This window comes from Streptomyces varsoviensis (assembly GCF_000718635.1).
Classification (GTDB): Bacteria; Actinomycetota; Actinomycetes; order Streptomycetales; family Streptomycetaceae; genus Streptomyces; species Streptomyces varsoviensis.
On sequence record NZ_JOBF01000001.1, the window covers coordinates 326,966 to 341,551 of the forward strand.

Genomic DNA, 14,586 nt, shown 5'->3' on the forward strand with positions numbered 1-14,586 from the left:
CGGGCTCGGGCCCGGCCGCCCAGCGGGCCCGTGCCGGCCGCGTGCCCATGCCGCTCGCACACGGCCCCGCCGGCCGCCCGCCCGGACGCGCTCCGGGCGGGGGCCGCCCCCTTCGGCCGCGCCGGCGCCGAAGGGGTATGACGCAGCGTCGACCGCGTGTGACGCGAGCAACAGGGTGTGCGCGGACAGAGAGCGGGCACATCGCGTGCGCGGGGCACGGAGGGCGTCCTTCCGGATTCTTCGCCGGGACGGCCGTGGGGCCCGGTTCCGTCGGGGGTGCATGGCTGTCCGGGTACGGCCGCGGCTGGGGCCGTTCCGTCGGGGGGCGGACCCACGGGGAGGCCCGGTTCCTTCGTCACTGAGCGAGTCCACTCGAATACCCCCTTCCGGTTCGGTTTGTCCCTGTCGAAGTGATCAGCTATTAATCACTTCGGCTCTGTGGCGTGCAGGGCGGCACAGATGTGGAGCGTGATCATGGCCGGCTTCGGGTGGAAGCTGCACGGCGACGGCAAACACCTGGGGCCGGACGAAGTGGTCAAACCGGGCGAGCGGCTGACATGGGGCAGGACGTTCGGGCTCGGCGCCCAGCACGTCGTCTCCATGATCGGCGCGTGCTTCGTCGCCCCCGTGCTCATGGGCCTGGACCCCGGACTCGCGCTGATGGCCTCCGGCGTCGCCACGGTGCTCTTCCTCCTGATGACCCGCGGCCGCATCCCCAGCTACCTGGGGTCCTCGCTCTCCTTCGTCGGCGTGTCCGCCGTCATCGCCGGCCAGGGGGGCGACGCCGGCACCCTGACCGGCGCCATGCTCGTGGTCGGCGCCTGCCTCGCCGGCTGCGGCATCGCCGTGCACGTCATGGGCGCGCGGATCATCCACGCCGTACTGCCCCCGGCGGTGACCGGCGCCGTCGTCATGCTCATCGGATTCGGACTCGCCCCCGTCGTCGCGACCACCTACTGGCCCCAGGACCAGTGGACCGCCCTGGCCACCATGCTCTTCACGGGGCTGGCCCTCGTCGTGCTGCGCGGCTTCTGGGGCCGAATCGCGATCTTCCTCGGCCTGGTCTTCGGCTACGTGCTCTCCTGGGTACTCGACGCGACGCTCGGCCAGATCCACTCGGCGGACGGCGCCGGCAAGGTCGTCGACCACTGGCGCATCGACTTCTCCGGCGTCGCCGAGGCCGACTGGATCGGCGTCCCCACCTTCCACGCCCCCAACTTCCACTGGTCGGCGATCCTCGTCGCGCTCCCCGTCCTGGTCGCCCTCATCGCCGAGAACGCCGGACACGTCAAGGCCGTCGGCGAGATGACCGGCGACGCCCTGGACGACAAGATGGGCACCGCCATCATCGCGGACGGCACGGCCACGATGCTCTCCACCGCGGTGGGCGGCCCGGCCACCACCACGTACGCCGAGAACATCGGCGTCATGGCGGCCACCCGCGTCTACTCGACCGCCGCCTACTCCGCCGCCGCCTGCTTCGCCCTGCTCTTCGGGCTGTGCCCCAAGTTCGGCGCGGTCGTGGCCGCCATCCCCGGCGGCGTGCTCGGCGGCATCACCGTGATCCTGTACGGCATGATCGGCCTGCTCGGCGCGCAGATCTGGGTGCGGAACAAGGTGGACTTCGCGCAGCCGCTCAACCTCGTGCCGGCGGCGGCCGGCATCATCATCGGCATCGGCGGCGTCACCCTGAAGTTCACCGACAACTTCGAGCTGAGCGGCATCGCGCTGGGCACCCTCATCGTCCTCACCGGATACCACGCGCTGCGCTGGCTTTCCCGCGCCGCCGGCCGGCAGCGGCCCTCGCTGCTGGACGGCGGGACCACCGACTACGACCACGCGGCCGACAGCGGGAACTGAGCGGCTCGGCCGAGGGGTGGCAGGCCGGGCGAGGGGGCCGGGCCGCGCGGGCCACGGGCGGTGCTTCGCGGGCGCGTACTGAGGGACGGCCGGGCTTCCGCACCATGCCGGAGGGCGGGTCGCCATGCCCGCTGAGCTGCTGCAACCGGCTCAATTCCGGCCACTCCATCGAATGCAATGACGCCGAGCCGGGAACCGACCGGCGGGACGGCGCGGTAAGCGTTCGGTGTCACATTCTTCCTGCGCAACAGGAGACGCAACATGCTGAAGTTCATCGGTCGCGCCGCGGCCGCCACGATTCTGGCGGGCGCTGTCGTCGTGCCCATGTCCGGCGTGGCCCAGGCTCACGACGGCGGGCACTACAACAACTGGCGCCACCACAACAACTGCCGTTCCTACGGCGGCTACCACGACCTCCCCGCCCGCGGCTGGGGCTACAGCTGGAACAACGGCTGGGACAACGCCCTGTGGGGCCACAGCGGCTTCTGGGGCCACAGCAGCAGCGGCCGCTGGGGCTGTGACAACCACCGCTGGCACGGCGGTCACCACCACAACAACTACAACCACCACCACGGGTGGGGCATCTGACGCCCGACCGCTGCCGCCGCTGCTGCCGCTGCCGCTGACAGCCCGGCAGTCCGTGGGCCGTACCGCGCACCCCCGTCCAGGGGAGCGGGGTACGGCCCACGTCGCGTTCCGGCCCGGCGCCCGTACGCCCGTACCGCCCCTACGCACGCCCGTACCGCCCTTACGCACGTACGTACCGTCCGTACGCGCGTGCCCCCGTCCGTAGAGGCGTGCTCGCCTGAACGCACGCGCCCGTCCGTACGCGCGTACCGCCCGGGTCGCGGTCAGATGTGCTCGATCGCCGAGGACGGCGCCCCGGCCGCCTCGCGGCCCGCGCCGCGCAGCACGCCGGCGCCCGCGATCAGCCCGAAGGCGAGGGCCGTCACCAGGCCGAAGGAGACGGTGAGCGAGGTCGCGCCCGCGATCTGGCCGATGGCCGCCGGGGCGACGAGCCCTGAGGTGTAGGTGATCGTCGCGACGCCCGCGATGGCCTGGCTGGGCGCCGGGCCGCTCCGCGCCGCCGCCGCGAAGGCGAGCGGGACCACGACCGCGATGCCCAGCCCGATCAGCCCGAACCCCGCGATGGCGGGCGCCGGGCCGTTCGCGAGGACCACCAGCAGGCCGCCCGTCGTCGCCAGCACGCCGCTCGTCCGCACGGTCCGTACGGGCCCGAAGCGGCGCACCATCGCGTCGCCCGCGAACCGGGAGGCGGCCATCGTGCAGGAGAACGCCGTCGTGCAGGCGGCGGCGAGGCCCGCGTCGGAGTCCATCACGTCCCGCAGATAGACCGCCGACCAGTCCAGGCTCGCGCCCTCCGCGAACACCGCGCAGAACCCGACCGCGCCGATGACCAGCGCGGAGCGCGGCGGCAGCGCGAACCTCGGCGGCGGGTGCTCCTCGGCCGCGCCGCGCAGATCGAGAACCCACCGGCAGGCGAGCGCGCCGAGCGCGACGAGGACCCCCGCCGCGACGCCCAGATGCAGCCGGGCGTCCACGTCGGACCGCGCGGCGAGCGTTCCCGCCGCCGACCCGAGGAGGGCGCCCGCGCTCCACATGCCGTGCAGCCCGGACATGATCGAACGGCCCAGCCGCTCCTCGGTCTCCACGCCCAGCGCGTTCATCGCGACATCCGCCGCACCGGCCGTCGCCCCGTACACGAACAGCACCGCGCACAGCCCGATCAGGCCCGGCGCGATCGCCGGCAGCGCGAGGGCCGCGCACCACAGGGCGAGCAGCCCGCGCAGCGCGGCCCGCGAGCCGAAGCGGTGCGATATCCGGCCCGCGAGCGGCATCGCGCACGACGCCCCGATCGCCGGGAACGCGAGCGCCAGCCCGAGCAGCCCCGGGCTGACGCCCGCGTGCTCCTGGATCCAGGGGACCCGGGTGGCGAAGTTGCCGGTGACCGCGCCGTGCACGGCGAAGACCACCGAGATGGCGACGCGCCCCCTGCGCAGTTGCGGATCAGTGCCCTTGGCCATGCCGCCATGTCCTCCCCGAAGGGCCGCTCCGCCCCCCTCCCGTCCTGCCCTGTCCATCCGGGGCGAAAAACTATCAGGAACCCTGCCTGTTAAATAGCGTTCACTCCCATAGCTTTCACTTCAGTGACATCCCCACCGTCTGCGAGGAACCCGGCATGCGCACTGCGACCCCGAGCACGGCCCGCGCCATCAACGACCGCATCGCACTCGAACTCCTCCGCGACGAAGGCCCCCTGACCGCCGGCCAGCTCAGATCCCGCACCGGGCTCGCCCGCCCCACCGTCGCCGACCTCCTCGAACGGCTCCGCGAGGCGGGCCTGATCGCGGTCGTCGGAGAGGCGGGCGCCGAGCGCCGCGGCCCCAACGCCCGGCTGTACGGGCTCGTCGCCGACCGCGCGCACCTGGCCGCCGTCGACGTACGCGCCCACAGCGTCACCGTCCGCGTCACCGACCTGCTCGGCAGGCCGCTCGCCGAGGCGTCGCTCCCCGTCGACCCGGACGCGGGCACGGGACCGCGCCTCCGCCCGACGGGCGTCCTGGTGGACGCCGCGGACCTGGTGGCCCGTACGGTCGCGGAGGCCGGCGCCGCCCGGCTGCACACCGTGGCGATCGGCGCGCCGGGCCTGATCGACCCGGCCACCGGCGCGCTCTCGCCCGCCGGCGGCCCGCCGCGCTGGCACGGCCGGCTCTCCGCCGTCCTGCGCGAGCGGCTGGCCGTCCCCGTCCTGCTGGAGAACGAGGTCAACCTCGCCGCCGTCGCCGAGCGGCGGCTCGGCGCGGTCCGCGACCGCGACACCTTCGCCCTGCTCTGGCTCGGGCTCGGCACCGGCGCGGCCGTCGTCCTGGGCGGCAGACTCCACCGCGGCGCGTCCGGCGGCACCGGCGAGATCGGCTTCCTGCCGGTCCCCGGCACCTCGGCGCTGCCCTCGGCCACCGCCTGCGACGGCGGCTTCCACTCCCTCGTCGGCAGCGCCGCCGTATGCGCCCTCGCCCGCGACCACGGCATCACGACCGCCTTTACGCCCGCCGATGCGCCCGCCGCCGCGCGAGCCGAGTCCCGGGCGGCGGCACCGGCAGAGGCGCCGGACGGGGCCGCCGCCGCGGAGGCCGTGGTCCGCGCCGCGGGCGAGGCGGGGGAGCGGGGCGGCGGTTTTCTCGGCTTTCTCGACTTTCTCGACGCGCTGGCCGACCGCGTCGTGCTGGGCGTCGCCGCCCTGTGCGCCGTGCTCGACCCGGGGTGCGTCGTCCTCGGCGGCGAGACCGGCCGCGCGGGCGGCGCGGCCCTCGCCGAACGCGTCGAGCGGCGCCTCGCGCGAATGTCCCCGCTGCGCACCGAGGTGCGGGCCACGGCCGTAGCGGGCTCCGCGGTGCTGAGCGGCGCCGTCCTGACCGCGATGGACGCCGCCCATGAGGAGCTGTTCTCGTCGGGCCGTTGACCGCTTCGGGCTCACCGGGGCGTTGACCGCTTCGGGCTCGTCGGGGCGTTGACCGCTTCGGGCTCGTCGGGCCGTCGACCGCGCCGGGCTCGCCGGGCCGGCGGCCGTCCCCGGACCGCCCGGCCGCGCACGAGGAGCACCCGGGATGTCCGAAACCCTCGGTCCGTGTGACCCAGTGCACAACGGATCGCTCGCATGCCCTTCGATCAGACGTGGCAGACTGGGGGCGTACTGATATACGCAAGCGCACTCCGGGGTCGGTGAAAGTCCGAACCGGCGGTTACAGTCCGCGACCCGGTCGCCTCCAGCGGCCGGTTGACCAGGTGAAACTCCTGGACCGACGGTTAAAGTCCGGATGGGAGGCAGTGCGCGGCGGGCTCGTTTCGGTATGCCGTCGCCGACGGCTCGTCCTCCTTTGGGCGACCTGTATCCCGGCGTGGGCGTAGCCGTCCGTGTTCCCGTTGTTGTCGTTTCCGACAGCCCCGGAGTCCGTGCCTGATAAGGCAGGAGGACCCGGTGGCCACCTCAGCCGCAGCGCCCCTCGGGGAGCGCGACGCCATGCGCCGCGCCATCGCGCTCGCCGCGCGCGCCCTCGGCGCCACCAGCCCCAACCCCGTCGTCGGCTGCGTCATCCTCGACGCCCGGGGCCGCGCCGTGGGCGAGGGCTGGCACGCGCAGGCGGGCGGCCCGCACGCCGAGGTCGTGGCGCTGCGCGCGGCGGGGGAGCGGGCCCGCGGCGGCACCGCCGTCGTCACCCTCGAACCCTGTAACCACACCGGCCGCACCGGCCCCTGCGCCCAGGCCCTCCTCGACGCCGGGATCGCCCGCGTCGTCTACGCCGTCGCCGACCCCACCCCCGCCGCGACCGGCGGTGCCGGCGCCCTCGCGGACGCGGGCGTCGACGTCGAGGGCGGGCTGCTCGCCGACGAGGCCGCGGCCGGCAACGAGGCGTGGCTGACCTCGATGCTGCGCCACCGCCCCTTCGTGCTGTGGAAATACGCGGCCACCCTGGACGGCCGCACCGCCGCCGCCGACGGCACCAGCCGCTGGATCACCTCGCCCGAGGCCCGCGCCGACGTGCACCGGCTGCGCGCCGAGGCCGACGCCGTGATCGTCGGCTCCGGCACCGCCCGTACGGACGACCCCCAGCTCTCGGCGCGGCTGCCCGACACCGAGATCAGCCAGCCGCTGCGGGTCGTCGTCGACACCACCGCCACCGCCGTACGGCCCGGCGCCCGGGTCCTGGACGGCACCGCGCCCACCCTCATCGCCGTCGCCGAGGACGCCGAGGTCGGACACCTCGACGGGCTCGCCCCCGTGGTGCGCCTGCCGCGCGCCGCCGGCGGCCGCGGCCTGGACATCCACGCCCTGCTCGCCGAGGTGTACGGGCGCGGCGTGCGCTCCGTCCTGCTGGAGGGCGGCGCCACCCTGGCCGGCGCCTTCCTCGCCGCCGACGCCGTCGACAAGGTCGTCGGTTACCTCGCCCCCGCCCTGCTCGGCGCCGGCCCCGCCGTGCTGACGGACGCCGGAATCGGCACGATCTCGCAGGCGTTGCGCCTCGACGTCAGCGAGGTCCACCGCCTCGGCCCCGACCTGCGGGTCACGGCCGTCCCCCGCCACCAGCACGCGGCCGGCGCCGGCCCCTCGGCCCCCGGCCGCGCCGCCGCCTCCCACCCCGCCCGCTAGGAGAGTCACGTGTTCACCGGAATCGTCGAAGAACTGGGTGAGGTCACCGCCGTCGAGGACCTCGGCGACGCCTCCCGCTTCAGCCTGCGCGGCCCCGTCGTCACCGAGGGCGCCGGCCACGGCGACTCGATCGCCGTCAACGGCGTCTGCCTCACCGTCGTCGAGTGGGGCGACGGGGAGTTCACCGCCGACGTGATGGCCGAGACGCTGAAGCGCTCCAGCCTCGCGGACCTCACCGTGGGCTCCCGCGTCAACCTCGAACGGCCGATGGCGCTCGGCGGTCGGCTCGGCGGCCATCTCGTCCAGGGCCACGTGGACGGCACCGGCACCATCGCCGGCCGCGAGCACTCGGAGCACTGGGACATCGTCCGCGTCACCCTGCCCCCCGACCTCGCCCGCTACGTCGTCGAGAAGGGCTCCATCACCGTCGACGGCGTCAGCCTCACCGTCGTCGACGCGGGCCCCGACTACTTCACCATCAGCCTCATCCCCACCACCCTCGCCCTGACCACCCTCGGCATCAAGCAGCCCGGGGACCGCGTCAACCTGGAGGTGGACGTGGTCGCCAAGTACGTGGAGCGGCTGCTGGGCGACCGTACGGAGAGCGCGAAGTGAGCGTCCTCGGCAGACTCAACGACGAGGCGTTCGCCGCCCTCGGCCAGCACGTCATCTGGTCCGACATGGTCGGCAACACCATCGGGCTGATCGCCCTGGCCCTCGGCTGGCGGCGCTCCATATGGACCTGGCCCGCCCAGTTCCTCTCCGGCCTCGTCCTCGTCTCCGCCTACGCCTACGCGCACCTGTCCGGCGGAGTCGGCAAGCAGCTCCTGGTCATCGGCGTCGCGCTGTGGGGCTGGCGGCTGTGGCAGCGCGGCCGGCGCGACGCGCAGGACGGCTCCATCGCCGTCCGCTTCGCCACCTGGCGCGAGCGCGCCCTGCTGGCCGGCGGCACCGCGCTGGGCACCCTCGCCGTCGGCGGGCTCTTCACCGCCGTCCCCGAACTGTCCTGGAACCCCTGGCCGGACGCGTACATTTTCGTCGGCACCCTCACCGCGATGGTCGCCCAGGCCCGTGGCCTCGTCGAATTCTGGTTCGCCTGGCTCCTGGTCGACCTGGTCGGCGTCCCGCTCGCCTTCACCAGCGGCCTCGCCTTCGCCGGCCTCGTCTACGTCGTCTACCTCGGCCTCGTCCTGTGGGGCCTGCGCGACTGGTGGCTGCGGTCCCGCACGACCACCCAGCAGCCCATCCCGGAAGGAGCGGCGGCATGACCGCACTGCACAGTTGGTACGAGACCGAAGACCTCACCCTCGACCCCGTCGCGCGGGCGATCAGCGACATCGCCGCCGGCCGCCCCGTCGTCGTGGTCGACGACGAGAGCCGCGAGAACGAGGGCGACCTGATCGTCGCCGCCGAGAAGGCCACGCCCGAGATCGTCGCCTTCATGATGAGCGAGTGCCGCGGCCTGATCTGCGCGCCGATGGAGGCGAGCGCCCTCGACCGGCTCGACCTGCCGCAGATGGTCGACCGCAACACCGAGTCGATGAGCACCGCCTTCACCGTCTCCGTCGACGCGACCGCCGCGCACGCCGTCACCACCGGCATCTCCGCCGCCGACCGCGCCACCACCATCCGGCTGCTGGCCGGCGCGGACGCCGCCCCCGGCGACTTCGTCCGCCCCGGCCACGTCTTCCCGCTGCGCGCCCGCCCCGGCGGCGTCCTGGTCCGGCCCGGCCACACCGAGGCCGGCGTGGATCTCGCCCGCCTCGCGGGGCTCCGCCCGGCCGCCGCCATCGTGGAGATCGCCGGCGAGGACGGTGCCATGCTGCGCCTGCCCGAGCTGGTGCCCTTCGCCCGCAAGCACGGCCTCGCGATCATCTCCATCGAGGACCTCGTCGCCTACCGCCGCTCCGCCGAGCCCACCGTCCGCCGCGAGGCCGTGACCCATCTGCCCACCGCGTTCGGCGACTTCCGCGCCTACGGCTACCGCTCCACCGTCGACGGCGTCGAGCACATCGCGCTGGTCGGCGGCGACCTCGGGGACGGCGAGGACCTGCTGGTCCGCGTCCACTCCGAGTGCCTGACCGGCGACATCTTCGGCTCCCAGCGCTGCGACTGCGGCCCGCAGTTGCACGCCTCCCTGGAACGTGTCACCGCCGAGGGCCGCGGCGTGGTCCTCTACCTCCGCGGCCACGAGGGGCGCGGCATCGGCCTGCTCTCCAAGCTGCGCGCGTACGAGCTCCAGGAGCGCGGCCGCGACACGCTCGACGCCAACCTGGAGCTGGGCCTGCCCGCCGACGCCCGGGACTACGCGGCCGGCGCGCAGATCCTCGCCGACCTCGGCGTGCGCAGCCTCCGGCTGATGACCAACAACCCCGACAAGGTCGCGGCCCTCGTCCGGCACGGCCTGCGGGTCACCGGCCGCGAGCCCATGCCCGTACAGGCCCAGGAGCACAACCTGCGCTATCTGCGCACCAAGCGGGACCGGATGGGGCACGACCTGCCGTGGCTGGACGCCGAGCGCGCCTCCGCCTGCGGCAACCAGTAGGACCGGACCGAGTACTCAGCAACTGCTCAGCAGCACAGCACCAGCACCGAGGAGAGACGTGAGCGGCAAGGGCGCACCCGAACTGACTGTGAAGAACTGCGGCGACCTGCGAGTGGCGGTCATCGCGGCGCAATGGCACGAGAAGGTCATGGACGGCCTCGTCGACGGCGCCCTGCGCGCGCTGGGCGAACTGGGCATCGACGAGCCCACCGTGCTGCGGGTGCCGGGCAGCTTCGAACTGCCCGTCGTCGCGAAGGTCCTCGCCGGCCGCGGCTACGACGCGATCGTCGCCCTCGGCGTCGTCATCCGCGGCGGCACCCCCCACTTCGACTACGTCTGCCAGGGCGTGACCCAGGGGCTCACCCAGGTCAGCGTGGACACCGGGGTGCCCGTCGGCTTCGGCGTGCTGACCTGCGACACCGAGGAGCAGGCCCTGGACCGGGCGGGCATCGAGGGGTCGACCGAGGACAAGGGGCACGAGGCGGTCACCGCCGCCGTCGCCACCGCGACCACGCTGCGCTCCGTGTCGGAGCCCTGGCGCTGAGCCCCGGCCCGCCACCCCGTAGGCTGGGCCCCACCATGGCTGACAAGACATTCGAGGGGCTCTTCGCCGAGCTCCAGCGCAAGGCCGCCACCGGCGACCCCAGCACCTCCCGCACCGCCGAACTGGTGGACAAGGGCGTGCACGCCATCGGCAAGAAGGTCGTCGAGGAGGCGGCCGAGGTGTGGATGGCGGCCGAGTACGAGGGCGCCGCCGCCACCGCCGAGGAGATCTCCCAGCTCCTGTACCACGTTCAGGTGATGATGGTCGCCCGGGGGATCTCCCTCGACGACGTATACGCTCACCTCTGACCCGGCCCCGGCCGGGTCCCCACCGCATCTCGACGGGCACGCCCGACACCCCGACGTACGAAGGAAACCGACCTCATGCTGCGCATCGCCGTTCCCAACAAGGGTTCTCTCTCCGAGCCTGCGTCGGCGATGCTCCATGAGGCCGGCTACCAGCAGCGCAAGGACCGCAGGGAACTCGTCCTCGTCGACGCCGCCAACGAGGTCGAGTTCTTCTTCCTGCGCCCCCGCGACATCGCCGTGTACGTGGGCAGCGGCAAGCTGGACATCGGCATCACCGGCCGCGACCTGCTGCTGGACTCCGGCGCCAACGCCGAGGAGATCATGCAGCTCGGCTTCGCCCGCTCCACCTTCCGCTACGCCACCCGCCCCGGCACCGCCGCGGACGTCCGCGACTTCGCCGGCATGACCGTCGCCACCTCCTTCAACGGGCTGGTCGGCAAGCACCTCGCCGACCACGGCGTGGACGCCGCCGTCGTCCACCTCGACGGGGCCGTCGAGACCGCCATCCAGCTCGGCGTCGCGGAGATCATCGCCGATGTCGTCGAGACCGGCACCACGCTGCGCAACGCGGGCCTGGAGATCATCGGCGAGCCGATCCTGGAGTCCGAGGCCGTCGTCATCCGCCGCACCGGCGAGGGCGTCGACGACCCCAAGATCCAGCAGTTCCTCCGCCGGATGCAGGGCGTCCTCGTCGCCCGGCGGTACGTGATGATGGACTACGACATCCGCGTCGAGCACGTCGAGCGCGCCGTCGCCCTGACCCCCGGCCTGGAGTCGCCCACCGTCTCCCCGCTGCACCACGAGGGCTGGGTCGCGGTCCGCTCGATGGTCCCGACCGACCAGGCCCAGCGCATCATGGACGAGCTGTACGGACTGGGCGCCCGCGCCATCCTCACCACGGGCATCCACGCCTGCCGCCTCTGACCGCCCGCGCGGCCCCGCCACCAGATCCCCTACGAGATCCCGCCGCGAGATCCCACCACGGGATCCCCCACGAGAGACGATGTCCGTGTCCGCGAACCAGCCCGACCTCCCCGCCCTGCCGGTCACCTTCCGGCCCACCCGCACCCGGGTCGTCCTGCTGACCGTGGGCGTGGCCGTGCTCGTCGCGCTCACCGTGATGTCGCTGCTGCTGGAGACGTTGAGCACCGGCGACCGGGCCACCTTCATCTGCACCGGCCTGGTGATCTTCGCGGTGCTGGTGCTGCTCAGCCGCCCCAAGGTCGTCGCCGGGCCCGACGGCGTCGTCGTCGTCAATCTGACGACGACCCGTCGGCTGGACTGGGCGCAGATCGTCCGCGTCAATCTGCGCCCCGGCGACGCCTGGGTCCACCTCGACCTCGCCGACGGCACCAGCCTGCCCGCCATGGGCATCCAGCCCGGCGTCGCCAAGGAACAGGCCATCGGCGACGCCCGCGCGCTGCGTGCCCTGGCCGAGACGCACGGAGCGGGCGCGGCTTCCGCCTGAGGCGGCTGCCCCGGGCGGGGCCTCCTTGATTACTCTGGTGCCACGGGCACACACCGTGCTCCGCCCCGCACCCAAGCGGCCGCGCCCCAACCCGGCCGGCGGGGGACCTGCGAACCGAGGAGTGACTCCCTCCAGCGATGGACGGATCGTCCTGTAGTACCTGCGCCGCCCCCCACCACGAGGCGGCGGCATGAGCATCACCGTGTCTCTCCTGCTGCTCGCGGCAGCCCTCCTCCTCATCCTGGCCAACGGCTTCTTCGTCGCCGCCGAATTCGGGCTGGTGACCGTCGAGAAGCCGGAGGCCGAGCGGGCCGCCGCCGCCGGCGACCGCCGCGCCCGGACCGTCGTCGAGGCGCTCCGCGAACTCTCCTTCCAACTCTCCGGCACCCAGCTCGGCATCACCATCACCTCCCTGGTGGTGGGCATGCTCGCCGAACCCGCCCTCGGCCGGCTGCTGGCCGGCCCCTTCTCGGCCGTCGGCCTGCCCGGCGGCGCCGGAGCGGGCATCGCCGTGGTCGTCGGCATGCTGGTGGCCTCCGCCGTCCAGATGATCATCGGCGAGCTGGTGCCCAAGAACTGGGCGGTCTCCCGGCCGCTCCAGGTCGCCCGGTTCGTCGCCGGCCCGCAGCACGCCTTCACCCGCTTCTTCCGGCCCGTGATCACCGCCCTCAACACCGTCGCCAACCGGCTCGTACGGGCCCTGGGCGTCGAACCCGCCGACGAGCTGGCCTCCGCCCGCACCCCCGGCGAGCTGGTCTCGCTCGCCCGCCACTCGGCGCTCGCCGGCGCCATCGAACAGGACACCGCCGACCTGTTCGTACGGACCCTCTCGCTCGGCGAGCTGACCGCCCAGCACGTGATGACGCCGCGTGTGAAGGTCAGCGCCCTCCAGTCGTCCGCGACCGCCGAGGACGTCCTGAACCTCACCCGCGCCACCGGCCTCTCCCGCTTCCCGGTCTACCGCGAGCGCCTCGACGAGGTCGTCGGCATGGTCCACCTCAAGGACGCCCTGGCGGTCCCCGCCCACGAACGGCTGCGCACCCCCGTGGGCCGCGTCGCCGTCCCCCCGATGCTCGTCCCCGAGACGCTGCCCGTACGGCCGCTGCTGGAGCGGTTGCGCAGCGAGCAGCCGATAGCCGTGGTCGTCGACGAGTACGGCGGTACGGCCGGGGTCGTAACCCTGGAGGACATCGTCGAGGAACTCGTCGGCGAGGTCCGCGACGAACACGACGGCCACGACCTGCCGGAGCTGGCCGCCGCCCTCACCGAGGACGGGCGGCCCGCCTGGGACGCCGACGGCGGCTGCCGGGTCGACACCCTGCGCCGCATCGGTCTCACCGCCCCCGACGGCCCGTACGAGACCGTGGCCGGACTCGTCGCCACCCTGCTCGGCCGCATCCCGGCCCCCGGCGACAGCGCCGAACTGCCCGGCTGGCGGCTCTCGGTGCGCCAGGTCGGTCACCACCGCGCCGAACGGGTGCGGATCGCCCGGACCGGCGGCACGCAGGGAGAGACCCGATGAGCCTGCTGCGACTCCTCTTCGCCCTCCTCCTGGTCCTCGCCAACGGCTTCTTCGTGGGGGCCGAGTTCGCGCTCGTCTCCGTACGGCGCAGCCAGATCGAACCGCGCGCCGCCGAGGGCTCGGCGCGCGCCCGTACCGTGCTGACCGGCCTGGAGAACCTGCCGCAGATGATGGCGGCGGCCCAGTTCGGCATCACCATCTGCTCCCTGACGCTCGGCGCGGTCGCCGAGCCCACCGTGGCGCGCCTGCTGGAACCCCTCTTCCACGCGGCCCACCTGCCCGGACAGCTCGTCCACCCCTTCGGCTACGCCATCGCGCTCGCCCTGGTCGTCTTCCTGCACCTGGTCATCGGTGAGATGGTGCCGAAGAACCTGGCCATGTCCGCCCCCGACCGGGCGGCCCTGTGGCTGGGGCCGGGGCTCGTCGCCTTCGCGCGGCTGTGCCGGCCGGTCACCGCCCTGCTCGGCGCGTGCGCCCGCGGCGTGCTGCGGCTCTTCGGCGTCGAACCCAAGGACGAGGTGGAGGCCGTCTTCACCAGCGAGCAGCTCACCCACCTCGTCGATGACTCCCGGCAGGCGGGGCTGCTCGACCCGGAGGCGCAGGAACGGCTGGAGGACGCCCTGGAGCTGGGCAGCCGCCCGGTCACCGACGTCCTCCTGGACCCCGCCGCCCTCGTCACCGTCGACCCGTCGGCCACCCCCCGGCAGATCGAGGAGCTGACCGTACGGACCGGCTACTCGCGCTTCCCGGTCCGCGCCCCCGGCGGCGCCTTCATGGGCTACCTGCACGTCAAGGACGTACTGGAGCTGGAGGACCGGGACCGGGCGGTGCCGCAGCACGTCTGGCGGCGCATCGACACGCTACGGGCCGAACTGCCCCTGGACGACGCGCTCACCGTGCTGCGCCGGGCCGCCGCGCACCTGGCGGCCGTCGCGGACGCCTCGGGCCGGGTGCTGGGGCTCGTCGCGCTGGAGGACGTGCTGGAGAAGCTGGTCGGCGAGGTCCGCGACCCGGCCCACCGCGACCTGCCGCGGGTGCGGCCCGAAGCGGTGCCGGGGGTGCCGGGCGAGGTGCTGCGGCGGCCCCGGACGGCCGGCGCCACGCCGCTGGTGCCCGCCGCCGAGCAGCGGGACGCGATGGCGGGCTGAGCGACAGCCGGGAGACGGCCCGCG

14 protein-coding genes and 1 riboswitch are annotated in these 14,586 nt (G+C 73.8%); of the genes, 13 read left to right on the forward strand and 1 reads right to left on the reverse strand.

Annotated elements, in window-relative coordinates:
- Window positions 1-474 precede the first annotated feature (474 nt).
- Both IF55_RS01465 and IF55_RS01470 read left to right on the forward strand, forming a co-directional pair.
- On the forward strand, window positions 475-1,860 hold the full coding sequence (locus tag IF55_RS01465) for a uracil-xanthine permease family protein (RefSeq protein WP_030881533.1): 1,386 nt from the start codon (window positions 475-477) through the stop codon (window positions 1,858-1,860).
- A gap of 261 nt (window positions 1,861-2,121) precedes the next feature.
- Window positions 2,122-2,448, forward strand: coding sequence for a hypothetical protein (locus IF55_RS01470; protein WP_030881536.1), 327 nt, complete (start codon window positions 2,122-2,124; stop codon window positions 2,446-2,448).
- 263 nt (window positions 2,449-2,711) lie between these two features.
- On the opposite strand, the gene IF55_RS01475 is transcribed toward IF55_RS01470, so the two are convergent.
- Window positions 2,712-3,905 carry an MFS transporter gene (locus IF55_RS01475; protein WP_030881538.1) on the reverse strand — a complete coding sequence of 398 codons (1,194 nt, stop codon included), beginning with the start codon at window positions 3,903-3,905 and terminating at the stop codon, window positions 2,712-2,714.
- A 155-nt stretch (window positions 3,906-4,060) separates the two neighbouring features.
- On the opposite strand from IF55_RS01475, the gene IF55_RS01480 reads away from it, so the two are divergent.
- The 11 genes from IF55_RS01480 (at window position 4,061) to IF55_RS01530 (ending at window position 14,562) form a co-directional block, all read left to right on the forward strand.
- Entirely contained in the window at window positions 4,061-5,341 is a 1,281-nt protein-coding gene (locus IF55_RS01480) for an ROK family transcriptional regulator (protein ID WP_030881541.1), read from the forward strand.
- 242 nt (window positions 5,342-5,583) lie between these two features.
- Window positions 5,584-5,714, forward strand: a riboswitch (FMN riboswitch).
- A gap of 185 nt (window positions 5,715-5,899) precedes the next feature.
- On the forward strand, window positions 5,900-7,027 hold the full coding sequence (gene ribD, locus IF55_RS01485) for a bifunctional diaminohydroxyphosphoribosylaminopyrimidine deaminase/5-amino-6-(5-phosphoribosylamino)uracil reductase RibD (RefSeq protein WP_048831441.1): 1,128 nt from the start codon (window positions 5,900-5,902) through the stop codon (window positions 7,025-7,027).
- Between the two features lie 9 nt (window positions 7,028-7,036).
- Window positions 7,037-7,642 carry a riboflavin synthase gene (locus tag IF55_RS01490; protein WP_030881547.1) on the forward strand — a complete coding sequence of 202 codons (606 nt, stop codon included), beginning with the start codon at window positions 7,037-7,039 and terminating at the stop codon, window positions 7,640-7,642.
- Entirely contained in the window at window positions 7,639-8,295 is a 657-nt protein-coding gene (locus tag IF55_RS01495) for a nicotinamide mononucleotide transporter family protein (RefSeq protein WP_030881550.1), read from the forward strand. The genes IF55_RS01490 and IF55_RS01495 overlap by 4 nt, the downstream gene beginning before the upstream one ends.
- Entirely contained in the window at window positions 8,292-9,572 is a 1,281-nt protein-coding gene (locus tag IF55_RS01500) for a bifunctional 3,4-dihydroxy-2-butanone-4-phosphate synthase/GTP cyclohydrolase II (RefSeq protein ID WP_030881553.1), read from the forward strand. The genes IF55_RS01495 and IF55_RS01500 overlap by 4 nt, the downstream gene beginning before the upstream one ends.
- A 58-nt stretch (window positions 9,573-9,630) precedes the next feature.
- The gene (gene ribH, locus IF55_RS01505; RefSeq protein WP_030881556.1) at window positions 9,631-10,116 is read left to right on the forward strand and encodes a 6,7-dimethyl-8-ribityllumazine synthase; all 486 of its coding nucleotides are present in this window, start codon (window positions 9,631-9,633) and stop codon (window positions 10,114-10,116) included.
- 35 nt (window positions 10,117-10,151) lie between these two features.
- Window positions 10,152-10,424, forward strand: coding sequence for a phosphoribosyl-ATP diphosphatase (locus IF55_RS01510; RefSeq protein WP_030881562.1), 273 nt, complete (start codon window positions 10,152-10,154; stop codon window positions 10,422-10,424).
- 75 nt (window positions 10,425-10,499) lie between these two features.
- The gene (gene hisG, locus IF55_RS01515; protein WP_030881563.1) at window positions 10,500-11,348 is read left to right on the forward strand and encodes an ATP phosphoribosyltransferase; all 849 of its coding nucleotides are present in this window, start codon (window positions 10,500-10,502) and stop codon (window positions 11,346-11,348) included.
- Window positions 11,349-11,427: 79 nt separating this feature from the next.
- Window positions 11,428-11,892: a PH domain-containing protein gene (locus IF55_RS01520; RefSeq protein ID WP_030881566.1), complete on the forward strand. Its 465-nt coding sequence runs from the start codon at window positions 11,428-11,430 to the stop codon at window positions 11,890-11,892.
- A gap of 196 nt (window positions 11,893-12,088) precedes the next feature.
- Window positions 12,089-13,414 (forward strand): hemolysin family protein, encoded by a 1,326-nt coding sequence (locus IF55_RS01525; RefSeq protein WP_030881569.1) that lies wholly within the window; start codon window positions 12,089-12,091, stop codon window positions 13,412-13,414.
- A complete protein-coding gene (locus IF55_RS01530; protein WP_030881571.1) occupies window positions 13,411-14,562 on the forward strand; it encodes a hemolysin family protein in 1,152 nt (383 codons plus the stop codon). The genes IF55_RS01525 and IF55_RS01530 overlap by 4 nt, the downstream gene beginning before the upstream one ends.
- Window positions 14,563-14,586: the final 24 nt, after the last annotated feature.

Coding starts and splice junctions, on each gene's coding strand:
- IF55_RS01465 (WP_030881533.1), top strand. CDS start 475: ATGGCCGGCTTCGGGTGGAAGCTGCACGGCGACGGCAAACACCTGGGG.
- IF55_RS01470 (WP_030881536.1), top strand. CDS start 2,122: ATGCTGAAGTTCATCGGTCGCGCCGCGGCCGCCACGATTCTGGCGGGC.
- IF55_RS01475 (WP_030881538.1), bottom strand. CDS start 3,905: ATGGCCAAGGGCACTGATCCGCAACTGCGCAGGGGGCGCGTCGCCATC.
- IF55_RS01480 (WP_030881541.1), top strand. CDS start 4,061: ATGCGCACTGCGACCCCGAGCACGGCCCGCGCCATCAACGACCGCATC.
- ribD (WP_048831441.1), top strand. CDS start 5,900: ATGCGCCGCGCCATCGCGCTCGCCGCGCGCGCCCTCGGCGCCACCAGC.
- IF55_RS01500 (WP_030881553.1), top strand. CDS start 8,292: ATGACCGCACTGCACAGTTGGTACGAGACCGAAGACCTCACCCTCGAC.
- IF55_RS01510 (WP_030881562.1), top strand. CDS start 10,152: ATGGCTGACAAGACATTCGAGGGGCTCTTCGCCGAGCTCCAGCGCAAG.
- hisG (WP_030881563.1), top strand. CDS start 10,500: ATGCTGCGCATCGCCGTTCCCAACAAGGGTTCTCTCTCCGAGCCTGCG.
- IF55_RS01520 (WP_030881566.1), top strand. CDS start 11,428: ATGTCCGTGTCCGCGAACCAGCCCGACCTCCCCGCCCTGCCGGTCACC.
- IF55_RS01530 (WP_030881571.1), top strand. CDS start 13,411: ATGAGCCTGCTGCGACTCCTCTTCGCCCTCCTCCTGGTCCTCGCCAAC.